This window comes from Clostridium mucosae, assembly GCF_024622765.1.
Classification (GTDB): Bacteria; Bacillota; Clostridia; order Clostridiales; family Clostridiaceae; genus Clostridium.
Genome location: NZ_JANKAF010000004.1, coordinates 106,544 through 122,847, shown reverse-complemented (window position 1 = coordinate 122,847; position 16,304 = coordinate 106,544). Strand labels below are relative to the sequence as shown.

Below are 16,304 nucleotides of genomic sequence, written 5' to 3'. Positions count from 1 at the left end.
TAAATCTAGTAAAAATAATATTTAAAAAAACTTTAAATTTAGGTGAGAATTATTTTTATTTTAATATTTTCTACAACATCACAAAGAAGCCACCTACAATAAAACATTATAGATAGCTTCTTTTTAAAAAGATAAAATATCTGTATATTTATAATATTACTTAGATTTCTTATTTTTTATATTTATATCAAAAAAATCTAAATCATTAATATCGTCAATTTGCCTTATTTCATCTAATATCCATCTCTTTTCATTTTTTATAAATTTCCAGTACTCTTCAAAATGAGTACGTCTATATTTATTACCTTCTATTACTTCATTTGTTTCCTCTTTTATTGTATAATCGATTGATTTTGCTTTTATATGAACCCATAAAGAATCTTCATTAGTTCCATCTTGATCCTGCAGTGCAATAGGAATAGCGCTTATTAACTTCATTTTTTCTAGGATGTTTTTTTCTTTTCTTACTTTCATCCATTCTGTTTTTGATTTATGCCTTATGTATAACTTTTCACTCATATACTCTTTAGCTAAATCTTGATTCCTTTCCATCCAGGCAACTTGAACTTTATAAAAAGCTTCTTCTATATCATTCTTTATACTATTATAATCCCAATTATAATCATTCTTAGATAAATTCTTAATAGCCGAAATACTTTTTGCTTTCTTTTTACTAAGTCTTACCTTTAAAACAATTGTTCCTGCTGATCCAACAATAGCAAACATGCCAAGATTAATTATTGAAGTGATTGGATTACTTCTTCCTCTATAACTTCCACTTGGTGAACCTCCATGAGAGGAACTATGGCTTCCACCGCCTCCTCCACCGCCAGCTCTAGCATAAGCAACTAATGGTCCATTAACAACCAAAATCACCATTATTATTGCTGAAAATCTCTTTAGAAAATTACTAACTTTAAATTTCTTCATTACTCTCTCCCCTTTAAGTGTTTAAATTTTATTAATTACTTTACATAAAAGGATTTAAAGCAAAACTTTAAATCCTTTTTAATCTAAGCGAAAACTTTATTTCTACTATATATCTTAAATCCAGTATCCTCTATTAATGTAAATATACTTGAAGTTATAAAGTAAATTCCAACTCCCACAGGTGCTTTTACAGTTATAGCTAATCCAAATATCAACATAGGAATAATAGATTTTATACTTATCGGTTCTTCATTAATATTAAAAATCTTAAAATAAGAAATTATACTTGGTAATATAGAAACTATTGTGTAAATCAAAGGAACAATAAATTTATCATCTGTGCTACCAATATTCATAACCCAAGGAATTAACATTGTCATAGATTCAAATTGAAGCCTTGTTATAGACATATATAACCCAGATACTACTGGTAACTGCAATAATGAAAGAAAGCATCCAAACATTCCTTTAGAATTATTTAAATAAAGCTTATTTAATTCCTCATCTTGTCTTCTTTTATTATTTTTATACTTTTTCTTAACAATCTCTACTTGCTTAGAAAAATTTATTTGCTTTTTCATAGAAATTCTTTGCTTTATAGAAAAAGGTAACATCAATAGCTTTACAGTTACTGTTATCAATACTATAGCTATCCCCAAATCCCCTGTTATATTAAAAGCAAACTCTATCATAGATTTAAATATATTTATAATGATGTCCATAAAAATCCTCCTAATTATTTAAATAATTTGAAATTAATTTATAAGACATCCTTTTAAAATAAAGTACAGTACCGCCATATATCTATTTTCTCATAGGTCTTATATCCATCAGCATTTAAAATCTTGGAAAAATCTAATCTTTCTTTATTAATCAAATTATTGAAAATTGCTTTATTAAATTTCTCCTTATTTCTATAAACATAGCCTTTAAAACATATATATATGTAAGTTGCAATACTAAAAATAAAAACTAATTGAATCAGATATATCATATCAAATTTCATATATTCTCACCCCTATGAGTTATATTATAACTCATTATGTGTTATCGCGTATCAACTGTCAATACATGGAACAAATTTAAATAACTTTTATTTATACTTTTTAATACCTTCTAAATAAAATAATAACTGGAATCATTTTTTTATTTTAAAATTGATTCCAGTTATTATTAGAAAATCTGCTGTTAGTATATAACAACAATACCTATGTGCTTCTAATTCTAATTATTGTTTCTTATTAAGTATTTTCTCTGATAAGTCTAGAAAGTATAGAAAAATGGAAATGGTGGGACAAAATAAGGATATCCTAATAGAGCCAATGCAGCTAAATTTCCAAGTGGAAAACCTTTCCTCCTAAAACGTCTAAATCTTCTTGGACGACCGACACCTGGGAATTGTCGTTGTTGATTAGATTCATTTTCATCTTCTGGTTCCATAACATCTTCTCCAACTAACACTATAACACGATCTCTATCTACATCCTCAATAATTCCGTCAATTGTACTTCCATCTGTCAGTGTAATAATAACGTGAAAAGACATAAGCCTTTTACATTTATCGTGTAATGGTTGTAAGTCTCTGTAATAATCAATTCTTTCCAAAGACATTTTTTATCAACTCCTTTCATGACTATGATATTCACCTATAGGTGCAACTGTACCATAGTAGTCACCAAAAAGTGAGAATAATTCGAACATTTTAGAAGTTGCTATATGCTTCCACTTATCTGCATTCCAAGAAATAATATTTTCTGCACTATCAACTTTTTGTATGTCTTTATATGATAATATAAAAATAACTAATACCCTTATCAAATTAATAAGTTTATTAGTCATTTTTATACTATCATTTTTATCTATTTATTACCTTACCTTGTAATCCTTCTATTACATCTAAAGTCTTTTCATGCAATGATTCATCAAAGCTAGCACAAAGACTTCCATCAACTACTACTTCTGCATTTCTAAATTGTGATTGGAACATCACTACATTGCTTATTACACATATATTAGTAACTACTCCAACTATCTCTATTTCAGTAATATCCTCACCTATTTCGTTTGCAAGTTTAATCATATCACTTGGTGCCATTCCAAATCCGTATTTTTCGTAATGAATCGTATTTTCTCTATTTGAGAACTCTTTTAACCTACCATATAATTCATGACCTTTAGTACCTTTTATACAATGAACAACTGGCAAGTTTTTTCCTTCCCTAGTATCTAGATAATTATCTAAATGAGTATCATAAGTGAATAACACCTTGTTATTCTCCTTTATATATTCATTTACTTTATTATAAATTCCATTTTCTAAAGATATAGCTTTCTCAAATCCCAATGCCCCATCAACAAAATCCTTTTGATAATCAATAACTACTAATAATTTTTTCATCTTAAATTCCTCCCCAATTTTATTATTATTTTCAAGTGTTGTTATATCTATCCTTACTATTAATTTAATACTATTATTTTATCATAATAACTTAATAATAAATATATTTCTCTATTTCATTTTCAATCTCTTGAAGAATATTCTAAACTAAATTATAAAAAATATGGGGAGATTATTTGTGTAAAGCATTATTTATTCTAAAATCCATAAAGATTTTCACCTTAATTTTTTCATTCTTTCATTTCTTAATTATTTAATTAAAAATATTTCTATCTACTTTAAACTATTGATAGCCCTCCATCTACCACAATATGTTGTCCTGTTACATAACTTGATGCATCAGAAGAAAAATATAAAATAGTTCCATTCAACTCACCTTTTTTTGCAGGTCTAGATGCTGGACAAAGTGTATTATAACTCTTTAAAAATTCTTGTGATTTAAATAAAGTATCTTCAGTCATTTCAGATTCAAATAACCCTGGGCAAACAGAATTCACTGTTATACCAAACTGAGCATAAGATGCAGCCATACCTTTTGACAATCCTAAAACTGCTGCTTTAGATGCATTATAAGAATGTCTAATAAATACATCCGCTTTATCTGCTAATAGTGCATTTATTGAGCTAACGTTAACTACTTTTCCGTAATTTTGCTTTTTCATAACTGGAATAACATATTTACTAACTAAGTAAATACCTTTCACGTTAGTATCCATACTCTTATCCCAATCTTCTTCGCTAAGGGTATCTACACCACCACGTACTGCGATTCCTGCATTATTTAATAATATATCAATTCTTCCAAATTTATTAATTACAGCTTCTATTGCAGCTTTCACTTCCTCTTCATTAGTGACATCACATTTAACTGCAATGGATTCTACTCCTAAAGCTTCTATTTCTTTTGCTAAACTTTCTATTTTTTCAACTCTTCTTGCTAAAACACAAACATTTGCACCTTCTTTAGCATATGCTATTGCTGCATCCCTTCCCAGTCCACTTGATGCACCAGTAACTACTGCAATTTTTCCCTTTAAATCAAACATATTTATACCTCCCATATTTTTAATGTACTAATTTATTTGTACATTTAATTATAAAGTTCTTTATATAAAAGTATTCCTTATAGTTTATGTAAATATTTCTTTTTTTATTTAGTATCAATTCAATCAATACAGAAAGCAACTTACACACAAATAAAATAAGAGCTGTTACAAACAGCCCTTTAATAAAAAACCTATAATGTGAAATTAAACCTAAACAACATCTCAATTTTAATCTTATTTATTAATAATATGTTTTAAATCTATAATGGCATTTATTTTAAGCCCATTTTCTTCTAAAGAAATTGATTTCAAATTAATTCCTTTAAAATTATCCTTATATACTATTGCATCTCCTTTATCAAACTCTACATTTACTTCTCCATCTTCAGGAAACCAATCTTTCACAAAACTTTTTAAAACTAAATTAACTATCCAATTTGATATTCTTAAATCTAAGCACTTTACTTCATCTATTGTTATTACCAAATCTTCATCACTATTAACACTTGGCTTAATCTTTACTTCAATTGGTGTTTTTAAGTCATTTGAAATTTCATAATTTACATAAATGCTGATATATTCATCCTCTATTTTTATTTTAACATCCTTCATTTTTTCGTTATTAGTTTTTTCTAAAAAATAATCCACTCCATTTAATATAGTTTCTTCTGAAGCAAATAATTCTCCCTTAACTCCTATTGGATTATTTATCACTTCTATATTATTAGCTTGAAGTCCAGATATTGAACTTATAAAATTTAATATTTCATTTTCATTTTTATTTTCTGTTTCTGCCATATTATTTATCTCATTATTATCCTTATTAATATTTTCACTTTTGTTTTTATTGATTTTATTAAGGGATATAACTGTAACTATAAATATAATTAAAACAGAAACTATAGAAGCAATTATTGTAGATAACTTCTTATTCATTTTTATCCTCCTTAAAACTATTTATATACTATATTATTTCTTTTGTGTTAATGCTTATTAACTTAGTAATACTGTTATTATATTTTGTATTAACTTAAGTATCCATATTATAAATAAAAATTATAGTAAATGAATCAAATTTATTTTTGATAAGTTACCTTATATTACTTGCTATAGCTTTTATATAAAAAATCTTTTATTTTTTTCTATATATTATATAATATTAACATGATATCTATTGAGAGGGGTTTAGTTTTATGAATAATACGCTAACTGAAGAAAATATAAAAAAATTAAGAGAAGAATTAGAATATAGAATGACAGTAAAAAGAGCTGAAATTGCAAAAGAAAAAGCAATAGCCGCTGCACATGGTGATAGATCAGAAAATGCAGAGTATAAAGAGGCTTGTGCAAACTATAGAGAAAATGATAATAGAATTCAATACTTATTAAACATGATTTCAACAGCAACTGTTATAGATGATGAAGAAATTGATAAATCTGCTTTAGGAATAAATAGTAAAGCTAAAATTAAGTTTATAGAAGACGATTTTGAAGATGTTATAACTTTAGTTACTGTTATGGATTCAGACCCTGAAAATATGTGCATAAGCATAGAATCAGACCTTGGGTTAGCTTTAAAAGGCAAGAAAGTTGGAGATATTGTTGAAGTTGAAGCTCCTGAAGATAAATATACAGTTGAAATATTAGAAATTTTATAATAGCAAAAGTGCCTGTAGCACAAATATAAAGGCTACGATAAATAGATATGTTCCATAAGCTAAATAGTTAAGCAAAACTAAGGCCTAGTAGTTCTTCCTTCGCCAAGTACTTCTAATTGCTCGCTATATGCTTATTCCACAGTCTATTTATCTTCGCCAACTTATATTCTGCCACTTTACACAGTTAAATTAAGAATTAGCCTCATTAATGATATGTATTAAATTGGAGATTTTATTATAATGAGAAACTACAACTCTTATTTAAGATATCTAAGATGGCGTTAAGAATTTTTATTGTTTGAGCGCAGCGAGTTATAAAAATTTAGTCATCTTAGATATCTTAAATTTAGAATTGTATTCGATATTATATAAAAATCGGAAAGTTAATGCATATCATTATGTTTAAGTCGCAATTTATAACAATTATTCTTCATAAATCATCTTTTTTGTCATTCCACCATCTATGATAATATTTGCTCCATTTATAAAATCATTTTCTTCTTCACATAAAAACAAACATGTTCTTAATATATCACTTGGCTTTCCTACCCTACCTGATGGATGTTGTTTATGGTCTATTTCTCTAAGATATTCATAATTATCTACTTGTATCCATCCAGGGCTTATAGCATTTACAGTTATCGGTGTATTTGATAAAGATATAACTAAACTATTAGTTAAGGAAACAATTCCACCTTTTGATGCTCCATATGCTTCCCAATCTGATTCATTTTGATTATATCTAGTTGAAGCTATATTTATAATTCTTCCAAAGCTTTGACCCTTATTTGCTTTCACAAATTCTTTGCAACAAATAAAGCTTCCCCTTAAATTTGTATTTATAACATTATCGAATTCTTCTATGTTAATATCAAATATTGATTTACTATATGAACTTATCGCTCCATTATTTATCAATATATGAATAGCTCCATATTTTTCAATTGCTTTAGCAAAAACATCTTTTATTTCATTTTCATTTTTTAAATCTGCTTTATAAAATTCAATATTTTCATTATTATATTTAGCATCTAAAATATCTACTGCAATTACTTTAAATCCTTTATCAGCAAAACCTTCTGCTAAGTGGTATCCTATTCCTTTTGCTGCTCCTGTAATTAATGTAACTTTCATATAACCATACACCTCCATACTAACTTATAAGTTCACAACTTCAAAGCCATATATTCACATATTTATCTGAATGTATACTATAAAATTTAAAGTAAAAGATATCTTTAATCTAATGTATTTAAAGATATCTACAATATTATCTTACTTTAAATTCTTAATTCCCTCTTCTAATATTTTTAGTTGCAGTAAAGTTTGCTCATCTGTTATAGTTTTATCTTTATTATTTACTATTGCTTCATATAAATCATCATATACTCTTCCATAATCACCATTAACAGATTTAACTTTTTCCTCATGGATTGTTCCTTCATCATCCATATATGTTAATGTTCCATAATGATTAAAGGTATCAACTCCAAAATCCTTATTTGTTGGCATATAAAACATCTTTAAATGCTCTTCTTGTCTATCTTTAGTTTCTTTTACAAAGCATCCTTTTTTACCATATAAAACAAAGCTAGGTCTTTCTTTTATTCTAAAGTAACTAGATTTAACAGATACTTTTAATACTCCATAATATAAATCCAAATCAAAATAGTCATTCATTCTACCTGTTCCTAGTAATTGTCTAACATCATAATTAATTTTATCTGGTTCTCCAAAATAACTTATAACTTGATCTAATGTATGACAAGCATGACCATATAAATATGAATCATAAGGTGAAAAACTATTAGTTGATTCTGGCACCTCTGGACGATAATAATCAAAATGCATCTCAAGCTCTAGCAAATCCCCAAGCTTACCTTCTTCTATTACCTTTTGAACTGTTAAAAAGTCACTATCAAACCTTCTATTTTGATATGCTTGAACTATTAGCCCTTTTTCCTTTGCTAAGTCAAATATTTCTTTTGCTTCATCATAAGTTTTCATAAATGGCTTTTCAACTAAACAATGCTTGTTATGCTCCAATACTAATTTTGCGTAATTATAATGACTATCTTGCCTTGTACAAACTACGATTAATTGTATATCTTTATCATTTAATAATTCATCTAGGTCAGATGTATAATTTACTCCTTCTATTCTATCCCAAGCTTCATTTTTGGGATTTCTTTGATATATTGTCTTTATATTTATATTTTTTCTTTGTAAAACAAATGGTAAATGATATCTATTAGTACTTTTACCATTTCCTATATAACCAATTGTAAGCATATTTCTCCTCCGTAAAATTTATATTTTATTTAAATTATATCATTTTTTTAGAAACTTCTATATTTTTATTATTTATTCTCTTGATTTCTTAACTTCCTCAATATATTCCCATGTTATTCCATCATCCTTTGATTGATATAATGCACTAGAATTCCCATTATAATCTCCATCAGCACCTTGACCAACTAATACATTTAAAACTCCATTTTCTTCATAAGGCATTTCAGGAAAATCAAATGGAGAAATAACACTTCCATTATCAAGAGTTACCTCTATCTTAGGAATATCTATTACTTCAAAAGATAAACCTCCATCTTCAGTACGATATAGTTCACCATAACTACCACCACTATGTGATAAAGCTATAAAGCCAAGCTTCTCATTTATAAAGGCTACTCCTGATGCTCCTCCACCTCTTCCCTTAAATGGATCTTCATTTATAATATCCCATGTAGCTCCCCCATCCTTAGTTCCTTCTAAAGAATAAAATCTACTACCTGCTGCTGCCCCAACAACTCTTAATTTATATCCAGTACTGTCGGATAAATAGAATTCTTTATCTTCACTATTTGCTGTACTCACAGGTTTTCTATTTTCAGTTTTATTTAGCTTATCGCCTTTTATATTATTTAACTCTTCCACTAAGTTATATCTAATAGGAGTATAAATATCCTCTTTTCCTGGAACATATACAGAAACTGTATAGCCTATTATTTCAGAAGATATTTCATCTGGTGACTTTGTATTACCCTCTTTATCTATATAAACAACCCCTTCTTTATTAAAACCAAAGCTTCTTTTTCCATAATAAAGAATTCCAAACTTATTTTCATTCCATTTACTTACTGTATCTTTAATCGGAATAACTTTCAATGTTTTAATTAATGGTTCTAGAAGCTTATCCTCATTAAAATCTGCATTAACATATCCATTTAAAGATATACTTATCTTTTTAGACTTATTACTGTCATACGAAATTAAATAACTTTCTAATTCATCTTTATCATTCTTTCCATAAAGAAAGCAATAAAAAGACTGAATTGTTCCTTCCGAATCAAACTCAAGACTAAAGTCATCAGAAAGATATAAAGTTTCTGGCATATGAAGCTTGTCATTAATATCATTAAATAGGCCTTCTATACCATCTTCATAAATATTATTATGTTCTAGTTTTATTTCTTTTTTATGACCTAAATCATATAAAACCCATGAAAGTTTTCCTCTAAAGTTGGTTGCACTATGATATATTTTTGCCCCATAAAATAATGTTGTAATAACTATAATAATTATTGCTATATATGTCCAAATTGTTTTTAAAGAAGATTTATTCAATGTACTTACATAATTATTTATGGAGTCCCTTATATTTTTTATTTCATAAGGAGTCTTATTCCTCATATTTAAAACTAAAATTTCTCTATTTTTAAATTCTATATAAGCATATTTATTATTTATTTTAAACAATTTAATTTCTTCAAAATCAAATCTTATTTCTGTATCTTTTAAAATTATTATACTATCACTGTAAAATATATAATTATCTATAATACGCCCTGAAGAAATCATGTATCTCCGCCTAGTCATGTCAATTAAATATATAATACATGACAAAAAGAATATCATACATATTTTTAAAAGTGTAATATTATGATCAACTCTTCCAAATCTACACAAAGTATAAAATTCATATAGTGATATCAAATATACTATTACAAATATTGGATTAATTATCATTGATAAAAATGTTCTAAACATTATTATTGCTTTATACTTTTTCATTTAAATTTTCCTCCTTCTTAAATATTATTAATATAGATAAATTATACACTATTATCTATAACTTAAATAAATTTTATATTTTAAATCCACGCTTGTCTCCTTACTATCAACTTCAGATTGTAATTGCTTATCTTCAAAATACTGATAATATTAAAATAATCATATAATAATTAATCTTTCAAATTCATACTAATCATTAAATATTATAAAAATCAAAAAAGCTCCTTAAAACATATATTAAAATATGATTAAGGAGCTTTTATTACTATTTATATAATTTTATAAATTATATTCTCTTGGTGGATTTCCTGAAAAATCTGATATTACAGCCTTAACTTCTTGAAGATAAAATATTTCAAAAATTGGATTTTCAGCATTTTTATATAAGGATTTAACAAGGCTGCTAGATTCTATAACTTCCCTTTTTATATCTAAATCATTTGAAAATACTACTTTCCCATTTAGTCTAAGCCACTCAAATTTAGGGCTTGATGCGCATACTTCTACATAAGGATTATTCTTAATTTCATTAAACACATCCTTTTTATTATTTGTACAAAAATATAGCTTTCCTTCCTTTTCAATCATAAATTGAAATGGACGTACTTTCGCCTTTCCATCTAAACCTACAGTTGCAAAATATTGAACTGGATTTTCTTTTAAAAATTCTACTACTTCATTCATCTTAAATTACCCCCCATTAATTTATTATAATTTTTCCTTGCAATATAATAATAAATTCAATAATATCAATTGTATAGTAAGCACTTGAAAGTGCTATAGTATCTATTTAGATACTATTGAAGGGGGATGTACATTATATGAATAAAGAACTACCGGCTTGTCCTGTTGAAGTTACACTACAACTTATTGGAGATAAGTGGAAGGTATTGATTATACGTGATTTACTTACTGGAACAAAAAGATTTGGGGAATTAAAAAAATCTTTAGGTACTATAACCCAAAAAGTTCTAACTTCAAACCTCCGCTCAATGGAAGAAAGTGGGCTATTAATCAGAAAAGTTTACGCTGAAGTTCCACCAAGAGTTGAATATACTTTAACAGAACTTGGACATAGTTTAAAACCTATATTAGATTCTATGCTTGAATGGGGGGCTGACTATAAAATTAATTACTTTAAAAATGTGGATACCTAATAACTAGAAACGGGGTCGCGAAACGCGACTCCCTTTGCTTATTTAATCTCTATTTCTTTCTTATCGGTATCAAAACTTCAAATTTTGAATTTTCAAGATCATTATTTAAATAAACTTCTATTATGGCATACTATTAATATATAAACTTATTTTATGATTAACATTTAAAATACCTATTTCTAGTTTAAACAAGAAAAGTCTATAATAACTATATTATTTCACTTAGGAAGAAGGTTTTATTATGAGTATTAAACTTATATGCATTGACATGGATGGAACACTTTTAATGGATCAACATAATGTTTCAGAGGAAGATAAAAATGCAATTAAATATGCATAAAGAAAGGTGTTCATGTTGCAATTACTACAGGAAGGGTTTATAACTGTGCTAAGCTTTATTCAGACTTAATAGGATTAACTACGCCTATTATTGCTTCTAATGGTGCATTTATTGGTGGTAGTGATGGAAAAGAAATATATAATAACCCTTTAAATATTGATGATGCTGAAAGTTTCCTAGAAATTTCTAAAAAATATAATTTATTTTCATATTTAACAGCTAATTTTGGAATTGTTTCTATGGAAGATTTACCTGAAAATAATATTTATAAAATATTAAATAAAACACTTAAGGAAGAAGATAAAATTAAATTAGAGGTTTTAAATAATATTCATGATATTTATAAATTATATGATGGTCAAATTTTAAAAGGAGTCTGCATAGAAAAAAATGACACTGCTAAGTTATTAAAAGCTAAAGAGGAACTTAAAGAAAAATGTCCTAACTTAGAAATAGTTTCTTCTTGGAATGATAATTTTGAGATTATGAAAAAAGGTAGTTCTAAGGGAGAGGCTGTAAAATATCTTACAAAATATTTATCCTTAGATAGAAGTGAAGTTATGTGTATTGGTGATAGTGAAAATGATCTTTCTATGATTGAGTTTGCTGAAGTTGGGGTTGCAATGGGAAATGCTATTGATAAAGTTAAAGAAGCTGCAACATTTATTACAGAATCTAATACAAATGCAGGTGTCGCTAAAGCAATAAGAAAATATGTATAATAATATGCCTGATGTTTAAAGTAACCATATATCTACATTATTTATTAGTAATAATCTCACCAGTATGATAATATTAACTAGACTAAATAAATCTAAAATACAATTTAATTTATCCAAATGGATTAAGATGGAGGCAATAATGGCTGTAAACCAAAACACAAAAAGAAATTTTCATTATAATAATATAGAAAAGAAAGATAAGAACTTTATGTATCAAAATCTTGAAAAAAGTAATTGTTATAACTGTAATTTTGCTGGTTCAAACTTTGATTATGTAAATTTTAGAGGAGCACACTTTAAATCATCTAGCTTTATGAAATGTAGTTTTAAATGGTCTGAATTTATAGGAACAAATTTTAGAAAGAGTAATTTTAAAAATGCAATTTTTGAAAACACCATATTTGACTCCGTTAAATTACAAGATGTTGACTTTAAAGATGCAAAATTTATAAATACTATATTTGTATCAACAGATATAAGTAAAGCTAAAAATTTAGATATTAATAATCCTGAAATAAGAATTTTTGATGAAATGCCTAAAATAGAAATAAGTGAAGAACTTAAAAATGCAGCTTTTAATACTTTCAATAATAAATACATAAAAGCTTCAAGAATTCTAGACACAAAAGATGGGGATCTTAATTACTTAAACATTATGATTCTTTTAGAAAACTTTAATGAAGAAACATTAATTAAAGGGTTAAATTATATTACTAATGAATTAGATAGAGATTTTTATACTCTAAGTTATATAATAAAACTTATTAAAAATATGCCAGAATCTGAAAAATAATAAATCTTAAATAATAATTTTTTTTAAAAGGGGCTCGCGTTTCGTTAGCCCCTTTGTGATTAATCTATAAATGTTACAACTTCTTCTAATGCTTTACGTGGTGGCTGTTTTGGAGTATTATCCTCAGGTACACCTAAAGCGACCATAGACATAAGCTCGTAACCATCTTTATTAAAGTTAATTAAACTTTCAATTTCACTTTTTGCATGTGTAGGTCCTGTCATGTAACAAGTTCCATATCCCATTTCTGTTGCTGCAAGCAATATATTTTCCACTGCTGCTCCTATTCCTTGAGCTGCTGATTGTGGTGATAATAATACATCTAAAACTTCTTTTGGTGCATTATTTTCTTTTAATATCTTATATTCTATCATTTTATATTCACTACCATATACTAATATCACAACAGGTGCATTTTTAAAACATGTATAATAGTTTATTACACTCATATGTCTTTTAAAATCTTTTTCATTTTTTGCAAGTTGTCCAATTCTTTCATGGCTTTTAGTAACTATATTAGCTACTTCATCTATTACTTCTTTATTCTGTAATACAACAAAGTGCCAGTTTTGTTGATGCTTTGGAGATGGTGCATAAGTCCCAGCCTTTATTATTTCTAATATATCTTCCTTTTTTACTGGTATGTCCTTAAACTGTCTTATACTTTTACGATTATAAATAAAATCCAAGTTTGTCATTAGCTATTTCTCCTTATAAACTTTAATACTACTGAAATTATAAATAAAAAGGCATTTCACGTCAACTTTTTAGGATACATACTACTCTTATTAAATACGCATTAAATTTTAAAATTACTCTAGCAATAGATATAAGTTGCTTTTCTCTTTCTGATAACTTAATTCCACAATCTCCTACAATAGTATTTTATAATTCCATCTATAGTTATTTTTACTAAACTATAATAAATTTTCTTTTATCCATGATGATGGTGACATCTTCCTGCTCCACATTTTCTATGATGGCAACTATGTCCATGATGCCCCTCTCCACAATTGTCATCATCCTCACCTATATTATTTAGTGATTCAAGATTCTTATTTACTTTATTTATAATACCTAACATTTTTTCTTTTTCTTCAACAGTTAAGCAATTAAATATTGAATTTGATAAATTATCATTTATATTTTCAACTTCTTCTAATGATGTCTTTCCAGCTTCAGTTAAATAAACATGCATAATTCTACGATCCTTTTCATCTTGCTCACGTTTAATTAATGAATTCTTTTCTAAACTAGAAAGCATTTCTGTCATTGATGATGGTCTCATATCAATCATTTCTGCTAAATCTCTTTGTATAATTCCATCATTTTCTGAAATTAAAGCTAATAATCTCATTTTCCCATGATGAATCCCATCTTTTGATTTCATTGCTTTATGTCTACTTCTGTGCATATATCTATTTAACTTTTGCATAGCATCATATAATTCACTTGAATTTTTATCTGTCATTTTAATTCCTCCAAACTATTTTAAATTACTTAGGTACCTAACTAATTTTAGTATATGCTACTATTTCCATAAATGTTAACAAAAATATTTAGGTTCCTAACTATTTTTGTATTTTTAAAATATCTTAAATAAAATATATGTTCAACAGATAAACAAAAATAATAATTATAAATTACGAATATAAATGCTACGATAACTTATATTCTGCCACTTTACACAGTTAAATTAGGAATTAGCCTCATTAATGATATGCATTAAATTGGAGATTTTATTATAATGAGAAACTACAAGTTAATACATATCATTATGTTTAATTCTCAATTTATAACTAATTTTAAAGTTTTTTAATCCATTCTACTGCTAAATTAAACCAAGTAGATACATGATCATTGATGTGTTCACTTTGCCCATTCATAGCAGTAAGTTCTTCACAAAGACTTAATCCATGTACACCGCTTGGATATATATGAAGTTCAAAAGGTACATTATTAGCTGCTAATGAATTTGCAAAAAATAAAGAGTTTTGTACTGGAACTGCTCCATCATCAAAAGTGTGCCATAAGAATGTTTTAGGTGTATTTTTTGATACTAATTTTTCTAAAGAAAGTTTTTCTCTTTCACCTTCACTTGTATTTTCTCCTAATAAATTATCAAAAGAACCTTTATGAGCAAATTCACCACTAGTTATAACTGGATAACAAAGTATCATTGCATTTGGTTTTATATCATCTTTGCTTAATCCTAAAGTTTCCTCTAAAATTTTATTATCCCATAAAACTCCTAAACTTCCTGCAAGATGTCCACCTGCTGAAAATCCACATACTATAATCTTATTACTATCAACATTCCACTCTTCACCTTTACTACGAATATAATTAACAGTAGCTGCAAGTTCTGTTAATGCTTTAGGAAATTTATTTGGAGCAACACTATATCTTAAGACAACCACATTGAACCCTTCTGCAATAAATTTAAATGCAACTGGTTCCGCTTCTCTATCAGATGTTCCTACATATCCCCCTCCTGGGCATATAATTATAGTTTCTCTTTTCTTATTTATATTAATTTCTTCACTATTTTCTGGAATATAAGTACTCATTATAGCATTGCTATCTTTTAATTTACTTGAAATATCCCTTAGATTTATTTTCTCATATATCATCTCTAACTCCCCTTTTATAATATCTATTTTATTTTCATATTAATTATATATCTTTTACTTTATTTTTTAAATGTATATATTTTATATTAATAATAATTCTTTTATTGACCTTACGCCTTTAATTACATAAATATATTTATACAGCTTTAATTTAAAATAAGAGACTATCACAGGAAATGTAAAATTAAGGATACATTATTTCCATTTCTTGTAGAATTATATTTCAAATAAATGTATAATTAAAATATATATTATTGCGTAATTGTATTAAAATATGAATTATTAGGGGGGATTTCAGATGGGAAAAAATAAGGTTATAACTATTTTTATTATTGATTTAATATTCATCATACTTATTCCCAAATTATCAAATGTGTTTACAAGGAATGGGTCTATTTTAGATTACTTAATACCTTTTTGTTCAAGTTTTATATGCTTTTTGACAATTGGAATATTAGTTGGAGTGTTATGCATTAAGAAAATTTCACAAAAATAAAGTATACTCTAAGGTGGTTATTAGTGTTTATTTAAAATCTGTAGAGAGCAAATTTAAATT

The 16,304-nt window shown here is 26.5% G+C and carries 19 protein-coding genes and 1 pseudogene; 5 read left to right on the top strand and 15 right to left on the bottom strand.

What is annotated here, in order from left to right; all coding sequences use genetic code 11:
* Positions 1–156: 156 nt before the first annotated feature.
* The 8 genes from NSA50_RS06920 to NSA50_RS06885 form a co-directional block, all read right to left on the bottom strand.
* A complete protein-coding gene (locus tag NSA50_RS06920) occupies positions 157–930 on the bottom strand; it encodes a Tim44 domain-containing protein (protein ID WP_257444009.1) in 774 nt (257 codons plus the stop codon).
* Positions 931–1,013: 83 nt separating this feature from the next.
* Complete coding sequence (gene yidC / locus NSA50_RS06915) at positions 1,014–1,652, bottom strand: membrane protein insertase YidC (RefSeq protein ID WP_257444007.1); 639 nt, start codon at positions 1,650–1,652, stop codon at positions 1,014–1,016.
* Positions 1,653–1,705: 53 nt separating this feature from the next.
* Positions 1,706–1,936 carry a hypothetical protein gene (locus tag NSA50_RS06910; RefSeq protein ID WP_195263429.1) on the bottom strand — a complete coding sequence of 77 codons (231 nt, stop codon included), beginning with the start codon at positions 1,934–1,936 and terminating at the stop codon, positions 1,706–1,708.
* A 257-nt stretch (positions 1,937–2,193) separates the two neighbouring features.
* Positions 2,194–2,475 carry a hypothetical protein gene (locus tag NSA50_RS06905; protein WP_374940967.1) on the bottom strand — a complete coding sequence of 94 codons (282 nt, stop codon included), beginning with the start codon at positions 2,473–2,475 and terminating at the stop codon, positions 2,194–2,196.
* A 72-nt stretch (positions 2,476–2,547) separates the two neighbouring features.
* Positions 2,548–2,769: a hypothetical protein gene (locus NSA50_RS06900; RefSeq protein ID WP_195263427.1), complete on the bottom strand. Its 222-nt coding sequence runs from the start codon at positions 2,767–2,769 to the stop codon at positions 2,548–2,550.
* A 16-nt stretch (positions 2,770–2,785) separates the two neighbouring features.
* On the bottom strand, positions 2,786–3,328 hold the full coding sequence (locus NSA50_RS06895) for a cysteine hydrolase family protein (RefSeq protein ID WP_195263426.1): 543 nt from the start codon (positions 3,326–3,328) through the stop codon (positions 2,786–2,788).
* A 278-nt stretch (positions 3,329–3,606) separates the two neighbouring features.
* Positions 3,607–4,374 (bottom strand): SDR family NAD(P)-dependent oxidoreductase, encoded by a 768-nt coding sequence (locus NSA50_RS06890; RefSeq protein WP_195263425.1) that lies wholly within the window; start codon positions 4,372–4,374, stop codon positions 3,607–3,609.
* A 234-nt stretch (positions 4,375–4,608) separates the two neighbouring features.
* Positions 4,609–5,310 carry a hypothetical protein gene (locus NSA50_RS06885; protein ID WP_257444001.1) on the bottom strand — a complete coding sequence of 234 codons (702 nt, stop codon included), beginning with the start codon at positions 5,308–5,310 and terminating at the stop codon, positions 4,609–4,611.
* A 257-nt stretch (positions 5,311–5,567) separates the two neighbouring features.
* On the opposite strand from NSA50_RS06885, the gene NSA50_RS06880 reads away from it, so the two are divergent.
* Positions 5,568–6,032 carry a GreA/GreB family elongation factor gene (locus NSA50_RS06880; RefSeq protein ID WP_195263423.1) on the top strand — a complete coding sequence of 155 codons (465 nt, stop codon included), beginning with the start codon at positions 5,568–5,570 and terminating at the stop codon, positions 6,030–6,032.
* A gap of 423 nt (positions 6,033–6,455) precedes the next feature.
* On the opposite strand, the gene NSA50_RS06875 is transcribed toward NSA50_RS06880, so the two are convergent.
* The 4 genes from NSA50_RS06875 to NSA50_RS06860 all read right to left on the bottom strand — a co-directional run bounded on the left by NSA50_RS06875 (position 6,456) and on the right by NSA50_RS06860 (position 10,787).
* Positions 6,456–7,166, bottom strand: coding sequence for an SDR family oxidoreductase (locus NSA50_RS06875; protein WP_257443998.1), 711 nt, complete (start codon positions 7,164–7,166; stop codon positions 6,456–6,458).
* 141 nt (positions 7,167–7,307) lie between these two features.
* The gene (locus NSA50_RS06870) at positions 7,308–8,324 is read right to left on the bottom strand and encodes an oxidoreductase (protein WP_195429566.1); all 1,017 of its coding nucleotides are present in this window, start codon (positions 8,322–8,324) and stop codon (positions 7,308–7,310) included.
* Between the two features lie 72 nt (positions 8,325–8,396).
* Positions 8,397–10,103: a WD40/YVTN/BNR-like repeat-containing protein gene (locus NSA50_RS06865; protein ID WP_257443996.1), complete on the bottom strand. Its 1,707-nt coding sequence runs from the start codon at positions 10,101–10,103 to the stop codon at positions 8,397–8,399.
* A 279-nt stretch (positions 10,104–10,382) separates the two neighbouring features.
* Positions 10,383–10,787, bottom strand: coding sequence for a pyridoxamine 5'-phosphate oxidase family protein (locus NSA50_RS06860; protein WP_257443994.1), 405 nt, complete (start codon positions 10,785–10,787; stop codon positions 10,383–10,385).
* Between the two features lie 137 nt (positions 10,788–10,924).
* Here NSA50_RS06860 and NSA50_RS06855 point away from each other — a divergent pair, with 137 nt between their 5' ends.
* The 3 genes and pseudogenes from NSA50_RS06855 (at position 10,925) to NSA50_RS06840 (ending at position 13,115) form a co-directional block, all read left to right on the top strand.
* A complete protein-coding gene (locus tag NSA50_RS06855; protein WP_257443992.1) occupies positions 10,925–11,260 on the top strand; it encodes a winged helix-turn-helix transcriptional regulator in 336 nt (111 codons plus the stop codon).
* A gap of 241 nt (positions 11,261–11,501) precedes the next feature.
* Positions 11,502–12,322 (top strand): annotated as a pseudogene (locus NSA50_RS06845) (Cof-type HAD-IIB family hydrolase).
* Between the two features lie 139 nt (positions 12,323–12,461).
* Positions 12,462–13,115, top strand: a complete 654-nt coding sequence (locus tag NSA50_RS06840) for a pentapeptide repeat-containing protein (protein ID WP_257443988.1) — start codon at positions 12,462–12,464, stop codon at positions 13,113–13,115.
* 59 nt (positions 13,116–13,174) lie between these two features.
* On the opposite strand, the gene NSA50_RS06835 is transcribed toward NSA50_RS06840, so the two are convergent.
* From NSA50_RS06835 to NSA50_RS06825, 3 genes are all read right to left on the bottom strand, one after another.
* Positions 13,175–13,813, bottom strand: coding sequence for a nitroreductase family protein (locus NSA50_RS06835; protein ID WP_195263415.1), 639 nt, complete (start codon positions 13,811–13,813; stop codon positions 13,175–13,177).
* Between the two features lie 236 nt (positions 13,814–14,049).
* Entirely contained in the window at positions 14,050–14,586 is a 537-nt protein-coding gene (locus NSA50_RS06830; RefSeq protein WP_257443986.1) for a MarR family winged helix-turn-helix transcriptional regulator, read from the bottom strand.
* 334 nt (positions 14,587–14,920) lie between these two features.
* The gene (locus NSA50_RS06825) at positions 14,921–15,748 is read right to left on the bottom strand and encodes an alpha/beta hydrolase (RefSeq protein WP_257443984.1); all 828 of its coding nucleotides are present in this window, start codon (positions 15,746–15,748) and stop codon (positions 14,921–14,923) included.
* Between the two features lie 298 nt (positions 15,749–16,046).
* Here NSA50_RS06825 and NSA50_RS06820 point away from each other — a divergent pair, with 298 nt between their 5' ends.
* The gene (locus tag NSA50_RS06820) at positions 16,047–16,244 is read left to right on the top strand and encodes a hypothetical protein (protein WP_257443982.1); all 198 of its coding nucleotides are present in this window, start codon (positions 16,047–16,049) and stop codon (positions 16,242–16,244) included.
* Positions 16,245–16,304: the final 60 nt, after the last annotated feature.